The sequence below is a fragment of the Oceanisphaera pacifica genome (assembly GCF_017498065.1).
Classification (GTDB): domain Bacteria; phylum Pseudomonadota; class Gammaproteobacteria; order Enterobacterales; family Aeromonadaceae; genus Oceanimonas; species Oceanimonas pacifica.
In genome coordinates this window covers 15,192-34,677 of sequence record NZ_JAGDFX010000004.1, presented here as the reverse complement: position 1 = coordinate 34,677, position 19,486 = coordinate 15,192, and the positions used below count along the sequence as shown (strand labels likewise).

Genomic DNA, 19,486 nt, shown 5'->3' with positions numbered 1-19,486 from the left:
CCTTAACTCAACATCCAAAATTGCTATTCAAAGCTGCCCTTCAAACCCTTAAGACAATGTCGCTAATATCACTTGTGACGGGGCAAAGTGTGCGTAGGCACGCTCGCCCAGTTGCCAGTTTTGTAATGCGCCGGTTTCTTTAGCCAACAAAGCACATAAGCTGTCACCGCAATCCAGAGTTAATATCACCTCATCAAATTCATCCCCCGGGATCACCTCACCCACCACACCAGACAACACATTATCGCCAGGGTTAACAGGCTCGCTATGGCGGCTCAAGCTCACCCAAGGGGCTTTAATCAGCGCCAATACTTCTTTATCTAGGCTTAGCCCCAAACGTTGACAACTGCGCTGAGTGATATCTGCATAAAGCTTAACGCCGCCTTGCAGTGTTAAACACACCTTACGGCTAATATCATTAGGGTCTAGTGACACCACACGGGCAAAAAACTGATTGCGGGCGCTGGTTTGTAATGAAAAGCGTGCCACCACAGACAACAGGCTATCGAGCGAGGTGGACTCATCTTGCAGGGCGTCCACCGCCATGCGCTCAATTTGATTAAGTAAGCCATAAATTTTTAATAAGCGCTCACCATAAGGCGTGAGCAAAGCCCCGCCGCCGCCTTTGCCGCCGGTTTCGCTGACCACCACTGGGCTATCTGCAAGCGCATTTATCTCTTTAATGGCATCCCATGCCGATTTATAGCTAATGCCCGCTGCTTTAGCGCCGCGGCTAATCGAGCCTTGCTCACGAATTTGTTCGAGTAAGCGAATGCGGCGAGGGTTAACAAACAGCGTATCTTGGCTGTGCAAACTAAGCAGTAATTGCAGATCCATAAAAAAGTCCTTGAGGTTGGCGCCACTCATTGTCCCCAAGCGGGCAGGGCACTTCAAATAATAATTTACGTAAGCCTAGCGTTGTATTTTTATCTATATAGCGATAGAGTGCTAGCGTTATGCATTTAATTATATAGCCAAAGGATATCACCACCATGAATAAAACATTTAAAGTATCGGTATTGGTCGCGGCCTTGGGGTGCACAGCGCCGACGTTTGCAGACGACATTCAGGTAGCGGTAGCGGCCAACTTTATTGATGTGATGAAGCAATTGGGTGAGTCGTTTGGTGAGCAAACTGGCCATAATGTGCTGGTATCATCTGGTGCAACGGGCAAATTATATGCGCAAATTAAAAACGGCGCCCCTTACGACATCTTTTTAGCCGCCGACGATGCCCGCCCTATTTTGTTAGATGAAGAAGAGGTCGCCATTGCCGACACCCGTTTTACCTATGCCCTTGGCACACTGGTGTTATGGAGCCCACAAGATAAGACGGTAGATGGCGATCTTAATGTGCTAAAAGACCAAGCCTTTAATCACATCTCTATTGCTAACCCTAAAACCGCTCCTTATGGTCGCGCTGCTCAGCAAACCTTAACTGAGCTGGAATTTTGGGATGCCTTGCAACCAAAAATGGTGCGTGGCGAAAATATTGGTCAAGCTTATCAGTATGTATACAGCGAAAACGCCGAGCTGGGTTTTGTTGCCAAGTCTCAAGTATTTAAAAATGGCGAGTATAAAAGCGGCTCACACTGGGAAGTACCAAGCGACATGTACGACCCCATTGTGCAGCAAGCGGTATTGTTAAAAGACAATCAAGCCTCACGAGATTTATTAGACTATATCCGTTCACCAGAAGCAGTTAAAGTTATCGAATCTTACGGTTATAGTGTGACGACTCAAGAGCAGCTTTAATCCGTCAGCCGTCAGCCGTCAGCTATCAGCTATCAGCTATCAGCTTTCAGCGGTCAGGTAAAAATTGAGCTGCCTCGCAATGACCCAAGATCTGGGTTTTCTGTAGTTCCACGCTTTAGCTGTGGATTCTGCGAAGCAGAAAGGCTTTTTCTTTAACTGACAGCTTACGGCTGATAGCTGACAGCTATCAGCCGTAAGCCCCAAAAGGAACCAATATGTCCTTGTCTGCGGATGATATTACCGCGCTTTTAGTTACACTGCGCCTAGCGGGTATTACCGTGGTGGTGTTATTGATCATCGGTATGCCGCTGGCTTGGTGGCTAAGCCAAACTCAAAACCGCTTTAAAACCGTGGTTGAGGCCATGGTGGCGCTGCCATTAGTGCTACCCCCTGTGGTGCTGGGTTTTTATATGCTGCTGGCGCTAGGGCCAAACGGTATTTTTGGCAAAATATCTCACGCCTTGGGCGGCGGCACACTGGCCTTTAGTTTTACCGGCTTAGTAATTGGCTCTGCCTTTTATTCTCTGCCCTTTGTGGTGCAGCCGCTGCAAGGGGCCTTTGCCAACTTAGGCAGCAGGCCGCTTGAAGTGGCGGCTACCTTACGGGCTTCTCCCCTCGACCGCTTTTTTACTGTGGTGCTGCCATTGGCGCGCAATGGTTTTTTAACCGCTGTGGTGCTGGGCTTTGCTCATACTTTGGGTGAGTTTGGCGTGGTACTAATGATTGGCGGTAATATTCCAGGCGTAACCCAAGTAGTGTCTATTGCCATTTACGATCACGTAGAAACCCTACAATACGGTCAGGCACATTTACTGTCAGGAATATTGCTGGTGCTATCATTTAGTATTTTATTGGCCGTATATGCCTTAAATCGACGTTTTTCGGTGGTGCGAGTATGACCATTCAAGCCGCTTTTCAGGTACAGCGAAAAAACTTTCAGTTAGATGTCGACTTTACCCTACCTGCCACCGGCGTTACCGCTCTGTTTGGCCCCTCGGGGTGTGGTAAAACCACCTTACTGCGAGCCATTGCCGGTTTAGAGCAGTGTAAGGGGCGTTTTTGGTTAGGCCAACAATGCTGGCAAGACGAGACCTTGTTTGTGCCCACTTATAAACGGCGCTTAGGCTATGTGTTTCAAGAAGCCAGTTTATTCCCGCATTTGTCGGTGCAAAAAAATCTCGAATATGGCTGGCGCCGCCTGCCACAAGCGCAGCGACGAGAGGACAAAGACCAGCTTATTGATTGGTTAGGTCTAACGCCGTTATTGCAACAAGGGGGCGAGCAACTCTCGGGTGGCCAACGCCAGCGAGTGGCAATAGGGCGAGCGTTATTAACCAGCCCCGAATTATTATTGCTAGATGAACCCTTGTCGGCGCTCGACAATGGTGCCAAACAAGAGATTATGCCGCTGCTAGAGCATTTATCGGAGCAGGCCAAGGTGCCCATTTTTTATGTGACCCACGCTCCCATAGAGGTAGAGCGCTTAGCGAATAGGGTGCTGTTAATGGATAAAGGGCGCATTATTCATAACGACAGCTTGCAGCAAGCACTGGCCAGACCCAATACCCCTTTATATCGTTATGAGCAAGTCGCCGGCATTATAGAAGGGCGCATTACTGAGTCATTAGCCGATGGTCGCCTCCCGTTTGACAGCGAAGCAGGGCGCTTATGGTTAGCAGGCAATAATCCAGCAGGCGCAGGCCCAGCCCGAGTGCGCATTTTAGCCAGCGATGTAAGCATAGCGCTGGCGCCGGTTGCCAATATTTCGATAGTCAATCAATTACCTGCCAAGGTATTAAGCATCACGCCAGCAGCAACAGGCAGCGTATTATTACGTTTAACGCTTGCCGGTGGCCAACAAATACCGGCGCAACTGTCCGCCTACTCAGTCAGCCAATTAAACCTAACCGAAGGCAGCCACTGCTACGCCCTGATCAAAGCCGCCGCTTTATTAAGCTAACCCGTAAGGGCAATGTTGGATGTTGAATTAACTGACAAACACTCAATACTAAGCCCTTTGCCACGGAATCCACGAAACCCACGGAAAAATTAAGCTTACATAAGAACGAGAATTATTAATGGTAAGAGCAAAGGCCGTAAGGGCAATGTTGAATGCTAAATTTTGAATGTTGGATTAACTGACAAACACTCAATACTCAGCCCTTTTGCAACGAAACCCGCTAAACCCACGAAAAGATCAACATAAGAGCGAAAAATCTTAATAGTAAGAGCAAAGGCCGTAAGGGCAATGTTGGATGTTAAATTTTGAATGTTGAATTAACTGACAAACACTCAACACTCAGCCCTTTTGCCACGAAACCCGCTAAACCCACGAAAAGATCACCATAAGAGCGAAATTTTTATAGTAAGAGCAAGATCACCGATAGCTAAGCCAAAACACTGCGGTACTTTTACTCCAGGCTTCCAGCTTATCGCTTCCAGCTTATCGCTTCCAGCTTATCGCTTCCAGCTTATCGCTTCCAGCTTATCGCTTCCAGCTATTTTTCAGATCTTATCCCTATTTTTCCGTGTTCTTCCGTGTATTCCGTGGCAAAAAGTCTTTAATCTTGATCTTTTGACCTTCACTCAACATTCACAATTCAACATTGCCTTTAATAGCGCTACTTCTTAACCACACCCTCGGGGGTGCCGACTAACAGTACATCGGCGCCGCGCTCGGCAAATAATCCATTGGTTACCACGCCCACAATGGCATTAATGCGAGCTTCAAGGGCAACAGGCTCGGTAATCGATAAACCGTGCACATCTAAAATATGGTTGCCGTTATCAGTCACCACGCCTTCGCGATACACCGGCTGGCCCCCAAGCTTGGTCAGCTCTCGTGCCACATATTCGCGGGCCATGGGGATCACTTCTACCGGTAGTGGAAACTGACCCATCACATCCACTGTTTTAGTGCCATCGACAATACACACAAAACGCTCTGCTACTGCGGCCACTATTTTTTCGCGAGTTAAGGCCGCCCCTCCGCCTTTTATCATGGCCATGCTAGGGTCAATTTCATCGGCACCGTCTACATAAACCGCAAACTCACTGATTTCATTTAAATCAAATAACTTAATGCCGAGTTCTTGCAGGCGGATGCTAGAGGCTTCAGAGCTAGAAACGGCGCCTTTAATCTGGTCTTTAACGCTAGCAAGCGCATCAATAAAGTGATTCACTGTTGAGCCTGTCCCCACACCCACAATACTGCCGGCGGTTACATACTCTAACGCCGCCCAACCGGCCGCTTTTTTCATTTCATCTTGTGTCATTATTGCTCTCTGCTTTAAGGTGGTATGTGGCGACACTCGCCATTGCTAATGCAGGCATTATAGCAACTTGTCTTTATCAAACCACCAAGCTAAAGCAAACACTCAATACTAAGCTTTTTTGCAACGAAATCCGCTAAACCCACGAAAAGATCACCATAAGAGCGAAAAATCTTAATAGTAAGAGCAAGATCACCGATAGCTGGAAGTCTGAAGCCGAAAGCTAATATTTTCGGTTTTACTTCCAGCTTTTAGCTTATCGCTTCCAGCTATCTTTTAGCTCTTACAATCAAAAGCTCTTTTCAGATCTTATCCCTATTTTTCCGTGGATTCAGTGGATTCCGTGGCAAAGAGTCTTGATCTTTTGAACTTCACTCAACATTCAACACTCAAAATTCAACATTGCTTTTAATAGCATTGCTTTTAAAACCGCCAGTGTTGATCTGGGGTAATCAGTTCGGGTAGGGGGATACCCCAGTGATCGATAGCAATGGCTGCTAGCTGCTGGCAGTTATGCGCCAAGCCGACAGGTCTAGGGCCTGTGCCTTGTTGCCAAGCACTAAGAGTGCGGTCATAAAAGCCGCCACCCATGCCCATGCGATTACCCCTAGCATCAAACGCCACTAAGGGCGTATAAATTACATCAAGTTCGTTTTTAGGGATAAGTAGGCGAATATCAAGCTTAGGCTCGCGAATACCAAAGCGGTTGTGCGTCATGGTCGTGTTTGGGGTATAGCGCAAAAAAAGCAAGTGCCCAGTACTAAAAGGGTGTAACACCGGCAAGTAAACTTGTGTATTTCTAGCCCAATACCAATCAATTAGCGGTTGTGGGTCTAGCTCGCCATCATTGGCTAAATACAAAGCCACTTTGTTGGCATCAGCGAGGTAAGCGTCTTGAGCAACATGTTGCACCACGCGCAATGCCGCCGAGGCTTGCTGAGCATGGCTCAATTGACGACGAGCCTCTCTCACCTGCCGGCGAATAGTCTGCCTAACCATCATTAACCAAACCTCCACTTTAAGGGCAATGTTGAATGTTAAATTTTGAATGTTGAATTAATTGACAAACACTCAACACTAAACCTTTTTGCCACGGAATCCACGAAACCCACGAAAAGATCAACATAAGAGCGAAAAATCTTAATGGTAAGAGCAAAACCCATAAGGGCAATGTTGAATGCTAGATTTTGTATGTTGAATTAACTGACAAACACTCAAGACTAGGCCCTTTTGCAACGAAATCCGCTAACCCCACGAAAAGATCACCATAAGAGCGAAAATTATCATAGTAAATGCTAAACACACTGTTTTATAAGCTTTGTGTCTGCTCTTACCATGAACAGTCTTTTTCAGATCTGATCCCTATTTTTCCGTGTTTTCAGTGGATTCCGTTGCAAAGAGTCTTAATCTTTTGACTTTAAACACTCAACACTAAGCCCTTTTGCAACGAAACCCGCTAAACCCACGAAAAGATCACCATAAGAGCGAAAATTATCATAGTAAATGCTAAACACACTGTCTTATAAGCTTTGTGTCTGCTCTTACAATCAAAAGCTCTTTCAGATCTTATCTCTATTTTTTAGCGGTTTTCGCGGGTTTCGTTGCAAGGTGTCTTAGTCTCTTGACCTTCATTCAACATTCAACATTCAACATTCAAAATTCAACATTGCTCTTAAGCTCTAAATACACGGCTTCTACTTCGGCGCGGGCCCAGGGGGTGCGGCGTAAAAAGGTTAAGCTCGACTTAATACTTGGGTTGCTCTTAAAACAATTAATATTCACTCGTCGCGCCAGCTCTTCCCAGCCAAGACTGTCCACCAATTCGGTGAGAAGGGCTTTAAGAGTAATACCATGCAAAGGATTATTAGGTTGCTCGTTCATATCATGACCTATTCAATTAACACACACTAATTGTAAATTGTAACAGGATTTATACAGACAAATGGAGTCTGTGAGGAGTAAAGAAGGGATCCCCAAGGTGCCGTTGTGGGTATGAGTCCTCGAACCGTACGGTTCAAGGCGGAAACCCGGTATCTACCGCAGGCTTCTCGGTCAGGCCGAGCATGCTCAATAGTAAACAACACGGCTTTCCTGTTGGTTTAATTATCGGCTCAGGGACGTCACCCTACTGACGAACACCCCAGGGAAAGCTAAACTGGTTTATACTTATCTATTTGCTATTTTACTGTAGCGATGGGCTAATTGTACTTAATCGTTAAGTGACATCAACACCTAATTATCGCTATTTTGCTCATCACCTAGCTTGGTAGCAAGCGCATCTTCAATGGTTTCTTGCAGCAACTTAATGCGCGTATCCATCGCCTCAGCATATTGATGATTCTTATCTTTTTCAAGCTCAAGGTCATGGCACGCATTAAGTGCCAACATAATGGCTATTTGCTCATTCGAGCCCGACTTACCACTTTGCTTAAAGTTGCGAATACGCTCATTAAGCGTATCTGCCGCTCGCTGCAATGCTGTTTCTTGCCCCACAGGGCAAGCAATCTTGTAAGGTCGACCGAGAATAACAATGTCTATTGAGGCTGTGGTCATGGTGATCCTCAGATGCTGATTGCAGTGGCGATATAAATTCTGGCGACTATATAGCGCAACACCATAAGTTTCAAGGGGCGACTGGCCTGAGAGGAGGCACAATGCTAGGATCTGCCCTATATTCACCCCAATTAACCAATAGAGTAGCAGATGAACGACAAGGCCCGTCCAAATTATGATGCATTTACCGATTTACTCGAGCATCACAACATGGTGGTTACTACAGCCGAAGTCCACGGGGTTATCTGTGGGCTTATTTGTGGTGGCATGGCGCAAAATGACGCCCGCTGGCAGCAACACTTTAATGCCTTATTAAACGACGACTTTGAGTTACCAAGCGAAGTGAAGAAAGCCGTTAACCTGCTGTTTTCTCGGGTATATGAAGAGCTGCTAAGCCAAACGCAATTTGAATTATTAATGCCCCACGACGATGATCCCCTCGATGACCGCCTAGAAGCCATGATGGAATGGTCTGCGGCTTTTCTTGCCGGGTTTGGTGTGGTGCAGCAAGATCTCTATAAAGCCTCTGAAGAGCTACAAGAAATTATTCAAGATATTAGCAGCATCACCCAAGTATCAGCCGATTTTGATCAAGAAGATGAAGAAAGTGAAACCGCCTTTGTGGTGTTATATGAGCACCTAAAGTTGGGCGCAACCTTAGCGTTTGAAGAATTTGGCAAAGGCCAAACTCAACCACCAAGACCCACTTTGCATTAATAGCGACGGCTAGTCTTATGACCCATTATGATGTGGTAATTAACGGAGGTGGCATGGCAGGCGCCGTGCTGGCGCTTGGCTTAAGCCAGCTGAAGCATTCCAATGGCTTGGCGCTGCGCATTGCGCTAATAGAAAAGTCACGCCCCGAGCACAACCTGCACCCAGGTTTTGATGCGCGCAGCATTGCCATTGCCGGGCACAGCCAGTATTTATTGCAACAACTCGGGCTCTGGCCATTGTTTGCTGAGCTTGCCACCCCCATTACCGACATTCAGGTGTCTGATCGGGGTCATTTTGGTCAAGTTAATTTACAGGCCACAGACTACAACTTGCCCGCACTGGGCTATGTGATTGAGCTTAACCCCATAGGGCAAGTGTTATACCAGCAATTGTTGCAAACTCCTGCCATTGACCTATTTTGCCCGACACACATACAAAGCTGGCAGCAAGCACAAGACGCAGTCACTATCACCTTAAGTGACAGTAGCGAAAAGCAGGGTGCTGCCGGCCATCGGCAGTTCACCACAGGGTTATTAGTTGGGGCAGACGGAAATCACTCCGCTATTAGCCGCCAACTTAATTTGCCGCGTCGCCAATTTGATTATCAGCAAAGCGCTATTATTGCCAACGTACAAACCGCACAACATCATCAACACCGCGCGTTTGAACGCTTTACAGCACAAGGCCCAGTGGCACTTTTACCCATGAGTCAGGGGCGTAGCTCTTTAGTGTGGTGTGTGAGCAATGCTCGGGCTGAGCAATTAATGGCGCTGAACGAAGACGACTTTTTAAGCGAGCTGCAACAGGCATTTGGCTACCGACTTGGGCGTTTTATTCGCACCGGCACCCGACATTGTTACCCGTTAGTGCTAGATGAAGTGCCCAAGCCCTGGCACCACAGAGTGGTGTTAGTGGGCAATGCCGCGCACTTATTGCACCCCATCGCCGGGCAAGGCTTTAACTTAGGGTTGCGTGATGTGGCCGCCTTAATTGAACAAACGCGACAAACATTGTCATTTGCTCGCACTAATGCGCCGGCGCCTGGCAGTTCAAATAAGCCAAGCCTAAATGACTCGGCTTGTAGCGAGCAGGCGTTAGCCAATATAGGCGGATATCAGATGCTAAGTCGTTATGGCCAAGCACGCCAAGGCGATCAAGCAAATCTGGTGGGCATAACCTCAGCATTGGCATTATTATTTTCAAATAATGATCCCCTGCTGGCAGCGGGCCGTAATATGGGGCTGAATATTATGGCAGCCTGTGGTGCTCTAAAACACACCTTGGCCTGGCAGGCCATGGGCAAGAGGTAAGTCTAATGCAAGCAACAGATGTGATCATCGTAGGCGGCGGCATGGTAGGGCTCACCTTAGCCCTAGCATTAGAGCACAGTGGCTTAAGTGTCGCTGTTATTGAAGGACAAGCGCCCGACCCTACTTTACCTGTTATTCCTGAAAACAGAGTTAGCGCCATCAATTTGGCGTCTCAAACCTTACTTGAGCACCTTCATGCCTGGCCTAGTCAAACCGATCGTTTAGGGCCCTATACAAAAATGGCCGTGTGGGAAGCCGACAGCAACGCCCACATCGACTTCTCAGCCGCGCTAATGCATCAGTCGCACTTAGGGCACATTATTGAAAACCGCGTGTTGCAGCTGAGCTTACTTGAGCAAGCCAAAACGCGAGCGCACATTAGCCTACATTTGCCGGCACGGGCTAACACCGTCTCGGTAAGCGAGCAGGGCGCCTTTGTATTACTAGATAATGGCACTCCCATTACCGGGCGCTTAATTGTTGGCGCAGACGGCGCTCGCTCTTGGCTACGCCAACAATTACAGCCAGGCATGGTGGAGTGGGATTATGATCACAGCGCATTAGTTGCCACTGTTACCACCCAAGAGCCACACCAGCAAACCGCGCGGCAAATCTTTAGAGACAACGACATTTTAGCCTTCTTGCCTTTGGCCAACGCTCATCAGTGTTCAATTGTTTGGTCTTGTAAGCCAGACGACGCCGCTGCTCGGCTGGCACTGTCAGACGCTGACTTTAACAAAGCGCTTAGCCTCGCCTTTGATATGCAGCTAGGGCAATGTGAAGTGATAAGCCCTCGCATGGCAATCCCGCTTAAAGCGCGCTTTAGCCAACAGTTTTGTGGGCCGCGCTGGGCGCTTATTGGCGACGCGGCACATACCATACACCCCTTAGCAGGGCAGGGAGTTAACTTAGGTCTGCAAGACGCCGCCGCCTTAGCCGAAACCCTCACTAAATTGCACCAACAAGGTCGTGATATTGGCGCCTTAGCCGAGCTAAAATCTTTTGAACGCTGGCGCAAAGCCGAAGCTGCCACTATGCTCGCCACCATGGAAGGCTTAAAGCGTCTATTTGGCCAAGCTAACCCTATTATTAAAAGCGTACGCGGCATTGGGCTTAACCTCACCAACCGCCTTACGCCCCTTAAGCGCACACTTGCCGCTCACGCCTTAGGCACCACAGGCTTACAAGCCGAGCTATCAAAAGTGTCGTCAACATCACAAGGAAACCGTCAATGAGCCATCTGCCAAGCGAACTAAAATATGCTGCTACCCACGAATGGGTTCGTGTTGAAAATACCGATGAAGTAGTGGTGGGCATTACCGAGCATGCCCAAGATCTATTAGGTGATGTCGTTTTTGTTGAGTTACCTAGCTTAGGCCACCGTGTATTAGCAGAAAAAGAATGTGCCCAAGTGGAGTCAGTAAAAGCCGCGTCTGATATTTACGCGCCCGTTAGCGGCGAAGTCATCGCCATTAATAACGCGCTAGAAGACAGCCCCGAGCTCATTAACTCCGACCCCTACGGCGACGGCTGGCTCTTTCGCATCAAGCTATCAAACGCGTTCGGCCTCGACTCACTACTCACCGCCACCGAGTACCAAAACAACCTAGAAGACTGAAGAGCAATGCTTTATTAAGAGCAATGTTGAATTTTGAGTGTTGAATGTTGAATGAAGTTCAAGAGCTCACGACAAGAGACTTTGCCACGGAATCCACGAAACCCACGGAAAAATAGAGATAAGATCTGAAAGGGATTTTTATTGGTAAGGGCTAAAAGATAGCGCCCAAGATACCAGAGGCAATGTTGAATTATGAATGTTGAATGAAGGTCAAAAGAGCAAGATAAAACACTTGGCAACGAAACCCACTAAATCCGCTAAAAAATAGGGATAACATCTAAAAGATTCTCTGATTATAAGAGCAGACACAAGGCCTACAAGCATGTGTTTGCTCTTACTATAAAAATGTCGCTCTTATCTTGATCTTTTCGTGGATTCCGTGGCAAAGGGGGTCTTAGTCTTGAGTGTTTGCCTGTTAATTCAACATTCAAAGTTTAACATTGCCCTTAAGCCCTTCAACATTGCCCTGCTGCCCACTTTACTTTTACTGGTAGAAGCCGCTTCAGCCGGCTGAATTTGCGCAGCAAAATATTGGTATAAAGACGCGCTATCGGCCGCGGCCTACCACTGCAAAGTCCTCAGCCTGTCATTGCGAGGTACGAAGCAATCCATTTAACAGACAGCGCTATGCCTAACACTGTACGCCTTACGTTAAAGAATACACGGGTTGTCGGTGTCGTAACGCGCTCAGCGTAAAGCGTATGGCTGTCTGTTCAATGGATTGCCGCGTCGCTGCGCTCCTCGCAATGACCCAAGAGCAGCGCCTGGCGCGAAGCGGCACTAAGCGTTTGATACCGCGCCTCACATTATTACGCACATAAAAGTGTATTTAGTGAAGAGGTAAGGGGGACGACACTCAGCCGGTCAATTACTTTACTTTTGGCTTCTAGCTTATTGCTGCAAGCTATCTTTTATCCCTTACAATAAGAAAGTCCTTTTCAGATCTTATCCCTATTTTTTAGCGGATTTAGCGCCTCTTGTTACAAAGAAGTGTTGCAAAAGGTATTAGTATTGAGTGTTTGCCTGTTAATTCAACATTGCTCTTATGTGTTTCGCTGCTTTATCACAAGCCCAAATTGGGTAGGGTTGGGGGTAAAGAGTTGGCATCGTTGTGGCTTTTGTGCTGAAATCCTTCTCGTTTAATTTATCAATATCGGCTTTATGGCCGTTTTTCTCTTTATAAAGGTATTACACGTTGAAAAAGTCAGCTGTTATTTTATGTACCGCCGCCGTGGCGACACTCTCTAGCCCTGTTTATGCAGACGTATTAGGTGCCAAAATGGGCCTTGATTACTTCTACTCCGATCTTGAAGTTAACAATATAACTTTAAATGATAACCAAGATAACTACCGTGCTTATGCCGCCTTCGAACACTTCATTCCGCTTATTCCTAATGCGTTGCTTGAATACTCAACCCACGGTAGCGATGCCGCAGGTTTTGAGCAGCTGTCAGCAACCGCTTATTATGAACTGTTAGATAACGGCTTAGTGGCGTTCGATTTTGGTGCTGGTGCAACACATTACTCTGATATTACCGCCATTGAGGGAACCAGCAGCGAAACCACTCCCCATGCTTATATCGCCTCAGAAATAATGCTCCCTATTTCTAACTTCTCACTTTTTGCTGATGCCAAGTTTATGGGCCTGAAAGATGTAAAAGGCGAAGAGGTCACCTTAGGTTTAGGATGGTCAACAGACATGATCCTCGATTTAGGAGTACGGGTAGGCTATTCAATCTCTGATCTTACCTTTGACGACGTAGCCGGCAACAAAGACGCCGATCTAAAATCTAAAGGTTGGATCTTAGGCGTAAAAGCGCATTTTTAAAGAGATGGTAAAGAGGACGGGATGAGATAAACCCGTGAGGGGTGAGGTGGACTGCAGGACAATGTTGAATTAACAGACAAACAAAAGACTAAAGATACCTGCAACGAAATCCGCTAAACTCACGAAAAGATCACCATAAGAGCGAAAAATCTTAATAGTAAGAGCAAGATCACCAATAGCTGGAAGTCTGAAGCCGAAAGCTAATATTTTCGGTTTTACTTCCAGCTTTTAGCTTATCGCTTCCAGCTATCTTTTAGCTCTTACAATCAAAAGCCCTTTTCAGATCTTATCTCTATTTTTCCGCGGATTCAGTGGATTCCGTTGCAAAAGGGCTTAGTGTTGAGTGTTTGTTTTCCATCTCGTCCCCTTCACCTTTAAACTAGAGTTTGAAATAAAGTAAAGCCAGCAGGCCGGTGCCTATTAGCAGCTTATTTCTTAATTTGCGTGGGGTGTTGGCAAGTCGCCATACTATTCCGGCTTTAGGGAGCTGCTGGGCGATGCTGAAGAAATCAGACCCAGATTGTTGCTGTTTGCGACGTATTTGGTTTGTTAATAGTTTAAGTCGTAGCGCTTCAGCTTGTAGTTGTAATAGCTGTTGTTGTTCTTGTAATGACTTATGCATCCGCTACTCCTTTGCCGACCAATCGGCCATGGTTTTTTTACCTTGCACATAGGCTACATCTTCTTGTAACTCATGTAGGGTATTGGCCAAAAACTGACGTTGCCCGGCTAAGTTACGGCTTATAGACCAAAATGCCCATATCATTAATAAACATAATACCGCCGATAACGCAAAAAACACCCAAATTTTAGCAGCTGGTGATAATACCGAATTTAAGCCGAATAGCAGGCTAATATAGGACATTAAAAACAGCATAACAGCCATAAATGCCAGTATCCCCAAACGCACCATACGCTCTTTTTGGGCGACAAACTCTAGGCGAGCCATTTTAGCGCGTACAAATACTAGCTCGGTAACGGTATGCAGCAACTCTTTCAACGAATTGATTTGGCTACTCATTAGTTAACCGTCCTTTGCATAAAGTGCTGCCGAGTGTGGAGGTAACCAAACTCGGCAGCAGATAATAATATAATGCAATATTTGTTAGCGGCCGCAGCGGCTAATAAATGCACCCACAACTAGCCCTACAACGGCGGCAATACCGATGGCCTGATAAGGCTTTTGATGGACAAGATCGTTAGTGTTAGCAGCAGCTTGGCGGGTACGCTCTACCACTGAGCCTTCTAGCTCGGCATATTGCTGCTGCGCTTTGTTTAGCTGTGTTTTTAGCTTTTCTTTTAAGGCTTTGCTTTCTTTCGTACCATCGTCAACGGCAGCTTTATAAAGCGCCTCGGCATCTTTTAGTACTTGCTTTACATCATCCAATAGTACCGCTCGTTCTGCTTCATATTTCTGGCTCATAGCGCCTCCTGATAAGTAAGTAGTAAACGGGGTTACTTTTAAAAGTAAGTTTAGCGTATTTACTTTATCGACTAACTCAGTATTTATCCAGTTAAAAAATAATGGATGGAAGGGCTTAAAGCAATGTTGAAGAGCTTAAAGTAATGTTGAATGTTAAATTTTGAATGTTGAATTAACAGACAAACATTCAACACTAAGACCCCCTTTGCCACGGAATCCACGAAACCCACGGAAAAATTAAGCTAACATAAGCTCGAAAAATCTTAATGGTAAGAGCAAAGCCCATAAGGGTAATGTTGGATGCTAAATTTTGAATGTTGGATTAACTGACAAACACTCAAGACTAGGCCCTTTTGCAACGAAATCCGCTAAACCCACGAAAAGATCACCATAAGAGCGAAAAATCTTAATAGTAAGAGCAAGATCACCGATAGCTGGAAGTCTGAAGCCGAAAGCTAATATTTTCGGTTTTACTTCCAGCTTCTAGCTTATCGCTTCCAGCTATCTTTTAGCTCTTACCATGAACAGTCTTTTTCAGATCTTATCCCTATTTTTCCGTGGGTTTCGTGGATTCCGTGGCAAAAGATCTTTAGACGTGCCGCTGCGCGCCACCAGCCAGCTGAAGCGGCCTCTACCTGGGCGGTGCAATGACCGATGTTGTCATTGCGAGGTACGAAGCAATCCATCCCAAACAAAGCTATACGTCTAACGCTGACCGCCTTACGTTAATAACAAAACGGTTTTGGCTGTTTGTACAGCGCTCAGCGTCAAGCGTAGAGAAAGCCGGAAGCTGAGAGCTGGAAGCGGTAAGCTAAGCAAAAACACAGAGGCATTTTGTTTTTGTTTTTACTTCCGGCTTCTAGCTTCAAGCTTATTACTATCTGTTAACTGGATTGCCGCGTCGCTGCGCTCCTCGCAATGACCCAAGGGCAATGTTGGATTAACTGACAAACACTCAAGACTAGGCCCTTTTGCCACGGAATCCGCTAAACCCACGAAAAGATCAACATAACAGCGAAAAGTCTTAATGGTAAGAGCAAGATCACCGATAGCTGGAAGTCTGAAGCCGAAAGCTAATATTTTCGGTTTTACTTCCAGCTTCTAGCTTATCGCTTCCAGCTATTTTTTAGCCCTTACAATCAAAAGATCTTTTCAGAACTTATCCCTATTTTTTAGCGGGTTTAGCGCCTCTTGTTACAAAGAAGCGTTGCCAAGTGTTTTATCTTGCTCTTTTGACCTTAACTCAACATTCAACATTCACAATTCAACATTGTCTCTGTCTTCTGGGCGCTATTTTTTAGCTCTTACAATCAAAAGCTCTTTTCAGAACTTATCCCTATTTTTTAGCGGATTTCGCGGGTTTCGTTGCAAGGTGTCTTAGTCTTTTGAACTTCATTCAACACTCAAAATTCAAAATTCAACATTGCCCTTCAGCATTCCCTTCGCTTACTGCTAAAACTTGGGGCTTATCCACCGCATCTAACTGCTCGGCGTCTAAATACAAACGGCCATATTCAAGGTAAACCTCTTGCTCCACAAAAAAGCGAAACAGTGCCGCATCTAAATGTTGGCGGGCTGCCATGCCGGCCATAATTAATAATGTCTTTTGTAAACCGTTGGCTTGCTTATAAGGGCGATCGACTGCGGTTAACGCCTCAAATACATCTGCCAACGTTAACATGCGTGTCTGCAATGGTAGCTCAGCGGCTTTAATGTTCCTTGGGTAGCCGGAGCCATCCATATTTTCATGATGGCTGGCGGCTAACAAAGTGACCTGACTTAAATGATCAGGGTAGTGCAGTTCACTTAACATGGTGAGGGTATGCACCGCATGAGCATTAATGGTATAGCGCTCTTCATCGGTTAAGGTGCCATGTTTAACCAGCAAATTATACCGCTCCCCTAAATGCTGCTTTAGCGGCGGCTGAGTTAAGGTAATTCCCCAGCGGTTATCAGGGGTAATCCGCTCTTCTGGCAGGTAAGGAATATGATGCCCTGGTAAGTCGGCCAGCAAGGGTTCCCATGCAGGTAACTGAGTGTCAGGGCACAAGCGCTGCTCTTCCTCCCAAGACAAGCCAATACGATTATTGAGCGTTCTTAGCCATGTTTGGTTAGCAACTTGGTTCAGTCTGGCTTGCTGGGCGGGGTTAATTGCCACTTCACCCTTATTTAACTGCGCAATAAACTCAAAGTCATGGTCCAGTTGCTGTTGCGCTTGTTGGCGCTGAGCCGCCAATACTGCCTCTGGCTCGCCGTTGGCAATGCCTTGCCAATAACGCACATCGGCATCGCGTTTTAATACCTCAAAACGCATTCTAATTTCATGCAAGCGGTTATATAAAGTTTCTAACTTAGTGGCTTTATTCAGCACATACTCTGGGGTGACTAACTTGCCGCAATCATGTAACCAAGCGGCTAAGTACAGCTCTTCCCACTCTTGATCTGTCATTTTAAAGTCTGCATAAATGCCACTGTCACTATTATGCACCGCTTTAGCCAGCATCAAGGTAAGCTCGGGCACACGCTGACAGTGTTTGCTAGTGTGAGGAGACTTAGCATCAATGCCCGCCGCTAATACGCGCACCATAGACTGAGTCATTAACCGCTGCTGTTCAAATAAGCGCATACCTTCAAGCGCAATATTAGCAAGATCACAATAATGGCCAATAAAACGGCGCTTGCCCATGGGTAGGGCAGGGGCGCTATGGCTCATACCTAGCAGAATAACGCCGTTCAATTTGCCAAACCTGTCATGCAATAACCAAGGCGTTTCAAAGCGCAAAGCTTGCTCAGAAAAAGTCGCTAACATAAAGTTAGATAAGGCTTCGTCAGACAACCCTTCAGGCAGCACAATACGGTGTTGGCGCTTTTTATCTAACAACACTAAGGTGCAGTTATCCCCCTCTTGCTCAACGTGATAAAGCAAACAGCGCTGCCCACCGCCTAGCTGAGTAATACTGATGCCTACTCTTTGTAAGAAGCCATTAAAGTCATCACTTTGCGATAACAAGCTCAGCTCTTTAGCAAAGTCGGCCAAGGTATTATTCACCAGCGCCATAGTGCACGCCTGATCATCCAACTCTTTATAAAAATAACGGCGTGGCTTAAAGCAAGAAAAATCAAAATGATTAATCGCTTTCATATCTTGCGCCATTTGCGCCAATGGCCTCGTCATAGTACGAGAAACCAGCATTACCACCGGTAAGCACAGCAGAATAATCAGTAAGGTTAACCAAATTTGTTCACGGCCAAACTTAAGTGCGTCAGCCATAAGTACTGAATAGGGCACTAACGTTGCTAAACGTAAATCCAGTGAATGATCTAACCCAATATCTAGCGTTAACGCTTGCTGATGGCCTAACCAAGTTTCTCCGTTAATATTCTTACGCCAATGTTGAAGGCTAGGCTTTTCGAGTAAAGGCGCGAGTCCGAAAATCTCGTTAACCTCTGGTAATGAAGAGCCCTCAGGTTGACGACGGCTACTGGCTAACAGATTAAAATGAGGAGCTTGCAGTAAAAAGGTATCGGCATTAGGCAGCTCTTCTTTTAACAGTGCACTGATATCGGTTAACAATAAATCCGCTGCCCACACCCTTTGTTGGCGGCTATCTCCCACCGACAGGGTTAAGCCAATATTTTGCTTACCATGAAAAAGATAAGGCGAGGTAATGTATATGCCCTTATGGTTAAGCGTGGGGGCAAACCAAGGGCGTTTACGTACATCAAACGAGGATTCATTGTCGGCAAGCGTTATTATTGTCTCGCCTAATAACTGATACTGCTTATTAAAATAAAAGCGCTTTGTGTCATGATCAGGAGACATAATGTCTATAACTAACTCTGTGGCCTGCGGAGCTAACAGTTCATCTCGTTTACTTTGCCGTTGAGTGAGATGAAAAATCAGGCTTCGGCCATCGGGCTCGCCGACTAAAAGGGTAGTAACATTCGGCGTTGCGCTTAATAACGGGTGAATAAGAGGTAGCCAGTGGGTTAAGTCTTGCTCTGTATTTGCTAAGGTCACCCCATTACTCTGCATAAGCGTGAGGCTGGTATTGATATTTTGTAGGCTGTGCTCTAGCCGCTGACTGAGTGTGTTTTCAAGTGTGTCTAGCCGTTGCTGACTATTAGCCAAAAGAAACTGACTATTATGGCGCTGCTGTGTATAAATCAGCACACTGCCCAACACTATAATCAAGATAGAGAATAAGCAGCTAATATAAAACCGCAAACTAAAGCGCGCATACATCCAGTGCATAAAAACATCCTTGAAGGGCTTTAAGGGCTTTAAGGGCTTTAAGGGCTTGAAAGGCAATGTTGAATGTTAAATTTTGAATGTTGAATTAACAGACAAGCACTCAACACTAAGCCTTTTTGCAACGAAATCCGCGAAACCCACTAAAAGATCAACATAAGAGCGAAAAATCTTAATAGTAAGAGCAAGATCACCGATAGCTGGAAGTCTGAAGCCAAAACACTGCGGTACTTTTATTTTCGGTTTTACTTCCAGCTTCAAGCTTATTGCTATCTGTTACCTAGATTGCCGCGTCGCTACGCTCCTCGCAATGACAACATCTGGGTCATTGCGAGGTACGAAGCAATCCATCCCAAACCAAGGCTATACGTCTAACGCTGACCGCCTTACGTTAAACAATCCAACCCTGTGTAGGGTCGAATTCATTCGACCGATTTTAAGGTGTGCCATGGTTTTTGTGCGAATAAATTCGCCCCTACCAATGACAAGAGCAGAACACACCGATTTTGGTTGTTCGTACCGCGCTCAGCGTAAAGCGTATCGCTGTCTGTGCAATAGATTGCCGCGTCGCTGCACTCCTCGCAATGACTCAAGGGCAGTGTTGAATTAATAGACAAACACTTAAGACTAAGCTCTTAAGTGACCTTGTTAGTAAGTTCTAACCTAGCAAGAAAGCTCTTTTCAGATCTTATCTCTATTTTTCCGTGTTCTTCCGTGTATTCCGTGGCAAAAGGGGTTTATCTTTTGACCTTCATTCAA

17 protein-coding genes and 1 other RNA gene are annotated in these 19,486 nt (G+C 46.2%); 8 read left to right on the top strand and 10 right to left on the bottom strand.

Going from position 1 to position 19,486, the window contains the following annotated elements:
- Window positions 1–48: 48 nt before the first annotated feature.
- Window positions 49–837 (bottom strand): TOBE domain-containing protein, encoded by a 789-nt coding sequence (locus J3U76_RS04200; RefSeq protein WP_208004597.1) that lies wholly within the window; start codon window positions 835–837, stop codon window positions 49–51.
- A gap of 155 nt (window positions 838–992) precedes the next feature.
- Between J3U76_RS04200 and modA the strand changes: the two genes are divergently transcribed.
- The 3 genes from modA (at window position 993) to modC (ending at window position 3,714) form a co-directional block, all read left to right on the top strand.
- A complete protein-coding gene (gene modA / locus J3U76_RS04195) occupies window positions 993–1,754 on the top strand; it encodes a molybdate ABC transporter substrate-binding protein (protein ID WP_208004596.1) in 762 nt (253 codons plus the stop codon).
- Between the two features lie 221 nt (window positions 1,755–1,975).
- Window positions 1,976–2,653: a molybdate ABC transporter permease subunit gene (gene modB / locus J3U76_RS04190; RefSeq protein ID WP_208004753.1), complete on the top strand. Its 678-nt coding sequence runs from the start codon at window positions 1,976–1,978 to the stop codon at window positions 2,651–2,653.
- The gene (modC, locus tag J3U76_RS04185; RefSeq protein ID WP_208004595.1) at window positions 2,650–3,714 is read left to right on the top strand and encodes a molybdenum ABC transporter ATP-binding protein; all 1,065 of its coding nucleotides are present in this window, start codon (window positions 2,650–2,652) and stop codon (window positions 3,712–3,714) included. Before modB ends, modC begins: the two co-directional genes overlap by 4 nt.
- Window positions 3,715–4,375: 661 nt before the next feature.
- Here the strand turns inward: modC and rpiA are convergent.
- The 5 genes from rpiA to J3U76_RS04160 form a co-directional block, all read right to left on the bottom strand.
- On the bottom strand, window positions 4,376–5,029 hold the full coding sequence (gene rpiA / locus J3U76_RS04180) for a ribose-5-phosphate isomerase RpiA (protein WP_208004594.1): 654 nt from the start codon (window positions 5,027–5,029) through the stop codon (window positions 4,376–4,378).
- Window positions 5,030–5,449: 420 nt separating this feature from the next.
- On the bottom strand, window positions 5,450–6,028 hold the full coding sequence (locus tag J3U76_RS04175) for a 5-formyltetrahydrofolate cyclo-ligase (RefSeq protein WP_208004593.1): 579 nt from the start codon (window positions 6,026–6,028) through the stop codon (window positions 5,450–5,452).
- A gap of 651 nt (window positions 6,029–6,679) precedes the next feature.
- Complete coding sequence (locus tag J3U76_RS04170) at window positions 6,680–6,907, bottom strand: VF530 family protein (RefSeq protein WP_208004592.1); 228 nt, start codon at window positions 6,905–6,907, stop codon at window positions 6,680–6,682.
- Window positions 6,908–6,992: 85 nt separating this feature from the next.
- Window positions 6,993–7,176, bottom strand: a non-coding RNA gene (gene ssrS, locus J3U76_RS04165) — 6S RNA.
- A gap of 82 nt (window positions 7,177–7,258) precedes the next feature.
- Window positions 7,259–7,579 carry a cell division protein ZapA gene (locus J3U76_RS04160; RefSeq protein WP_208004591.1) on the bottom strand — a complete coding sequence of 107 codons (321 nt, stop codon included), beginning with the start codon at window positions 7,577–7,579 and terminating at the stop codon, window positions 7,259–7,261.
- Window positions 7,580–7,729: 150 nt separating this feature from the next.
- Here J3U76_RS04160 and J3U76_RS04155 point away from each other — a divergent pair, with 150 nt between their 5' ends.
- From J3U76_RS04155 to J3U76_RS04135, 5 genes are all read left to right on the top strand, one after another.
- Complete coding sequence (locus J3U76_RS04155; RefSeq protein WP_208004590.1) at window positions 7,730–8,296, top strand: UPF0149 family protein; 567 nt, start codon at window positions 7,730–7,732, stop codon at window positions 8,294–8,296.
- 17 nt (window positions 8,297–8,313) lie between these two features.
- Window positions 8,314–9,606, top strand: a complete 1,293-nt coding sequence (gene ubiH, locus J3U76_RS04150) for a 2-octaprenyl-6-methoxyphenyl hydroxylase (protein ID WP_208004589.1) — start codon at window positions 8,314–8,316, stop codon at window positions 9,604–9,606.
- Window positions 9,607–9,611: 5 nt separating this feature from the next.
- Window positions 9,612–10,841, top strand: coding sequence for an FAD-dependent oxidoreductase (locus tag J3U76_RS04145; protein ID WP_208004588.1), 1,230 nt, complete (start codon window positions 9,612–9,614; stop codon window positions 10,839–10,841).
- Entirely contained in the window at window positions 10,838–11,224 is a 387-nt protein-coding gene (gene gcvH / locus J3U76_RS04140; RefSeq protein ID WP_208004587.1) for a glycine cleavage system protein GcvH, read from the top strand. Before J3U76_RS04145 ends, gcvH begins: the two co-directional genes overlap by 4 nt.
- Window positions 11,225–12,419: 1,195 nt before the next feature.
- A complete protein-coding gene (locus J3U76_RS04135) occupies window positions 12,420–13,052 on the top strand; it encodes a TIGR04219 family outer membrane beta-barrel protein (RefSeq protein ID WP_208004586.1) in 633 nt (210 codons plus the stop codon).
- 379 nt (window positions 13,053–13,431) lie between these two features.
- On the opposite strand, the gene J3U76_RS04130 is transcribed toward J3U76_RS04135, so the two are convergent.
- The 4 genes from J3U76_RS04130 to J3U76_RS04115 form a co-directional block, all read right to left on the bottom strand.
- Window positions 13,432–13,674 carry a hypothetical protein gene (locus J3U76_RS04130; protein WP_208004585.1) on the bottom strand — a complete coding sequence of 81 codons (243 nt, stop codon included), beginning with the start codon at window positions 13,672–13,674 and terminating at the stop codon, window positions 13,432–13,434.
- Between the two features lie 3 nt (window positions 13,675–13,677).
- Window positions 13,678–14,073, bottom strand: coding sequence for a phage holin family protein (locus tag J3U76_RS04125; RefSeq protein WP_208004584.1), 396 nt, complete (start codon window positions 14,071–14,073; stop codon window positions 13,678–13,680).
- An 84-nt stretch (window positions 14,074–14,157) separates the two neighbouring features.
- Entirely contained in the window at window positions 14,158–14,475 is a 318-nt protein-coding gene (locus J3U76_RS04120) for an ElaB/YgaM/YqjD family protein (RefSeq protein ID WP_208004583.1), read from the bottom strand.
- Window positions 14,476–15,892: 1,417 nt separating this feature from the next.
- Window positions 15,893–18,730 carry an HD-GYP domain-containing protein gene (locus tag J3U76_RS04115; RefSeq protein ID WP_208004582.1) on the bottom strand — a complete coding sequence of 946 codons (2,838 nt, stop codon included), beginning with the start codon at window positions 18,728–18,730 and terminating at the stop codon, window positions 15,893–15,895.
- Window positions 18,731–19,486: the final 756 nt, after the last annotated feature.

Coding starts and splice junctions, on each gene's coding strand:
- J3U76_RS04200 (WP_208004597.1), bottom strand. CDS start 837: ATGGATCTGCAATTACTGCTTAGTTTGCACAGCCAAGATACGCTGTTT.
- modA (WP_208004596.1), top strand. CDS start 993: ATGAATAAAACATTTAAAGTATCGGTATTGGTCGCGGCCTTGGGGTGC.
- modC (WP_208004595.1), top strand. CDS start 2,650: ATGACCATTCAAGCCGCTTTTCAGGTACAGCGAAAAAACTTTCAGTTA.
- rpiA (WP_208004594.1), bottom strand. CDS start 5,029: ATGACACAAGATGAAATGAAAAAAGCGGCCGGTTGGGCGGCGTTAGAG.
- J3U76_RS04175 (WP_208004593.1), bottom strand. CDS start 6,028: ATGATGGTTAGGCAGACTATTCGCCGGCAGGTGAGAGAGGCTCGTCGT.
- J3U76_RS04170 (WP_208004592.1), bottom strand. CDS start 6,907: ATGAACGAGCAACCTAATAATCCTTTGCATGGTATTACTCTTAAAGCC.
- J3U76_RS04160 (WP_208004591.1), bottom strand. CDS start 7,579: ATGACCACAGCCTCAATAGACATTGTTATTCTCGGTCGACCTTACAAG.
- J3U76_RS04155 (WP_208004590.1), top strand. CDS start 7,730: ATGAACGACAAGGCCCGTCCAAATTATGATGCATTTACCGATTTACTC.
- ubiH (WP_208004589.1), top strand. CDS start 8,314: ATGACCCATTATGATGTGGTAATTAACGGAGGTGGCATGGCAGGCGCC.
- J3U76_RS04145 (WP_208004588.1), top strand. CDS start 9,612: ATGCAAGCAACAGATGTGATCATCGTAGGCGGCGGCATGGTAGGGCTC.
- gcvH (WP_208004587.1), top strand. CDS start 10,838: ATGAGCCATCTGCCAAGCGAACTAAAATATGCTGCTACCCACGAATGG.
- J3U76_RS04130 (WP_208004585.1), bottom strand. CDS start 13,674: ATGCATAAGTCATTACAAGAACAACAACAGCTATTACAACTACAAGCT.
- J3U76_RS04125 (WP_208004584.1), bottom strand. CDS start 14,073: ATGAGTAGCCAAATCAATTCGTTGAAAGAGTTGCTGCATACCGTTACC.
- J3U76_RS04120 (WP_208004583.1), bottom strand. CDS start 14,475: ATGAGCCAGAAATATGAAGCAGAACGAGCGGTACTATTGGATGATGTA.
- J3U76_RS04115 (WP_208004582.1), bottom strand. CDS start 18,730: ATGCACTGGATGTATGCGCGCTTTAGTTTGCGGTTTTATATTAGCTGC.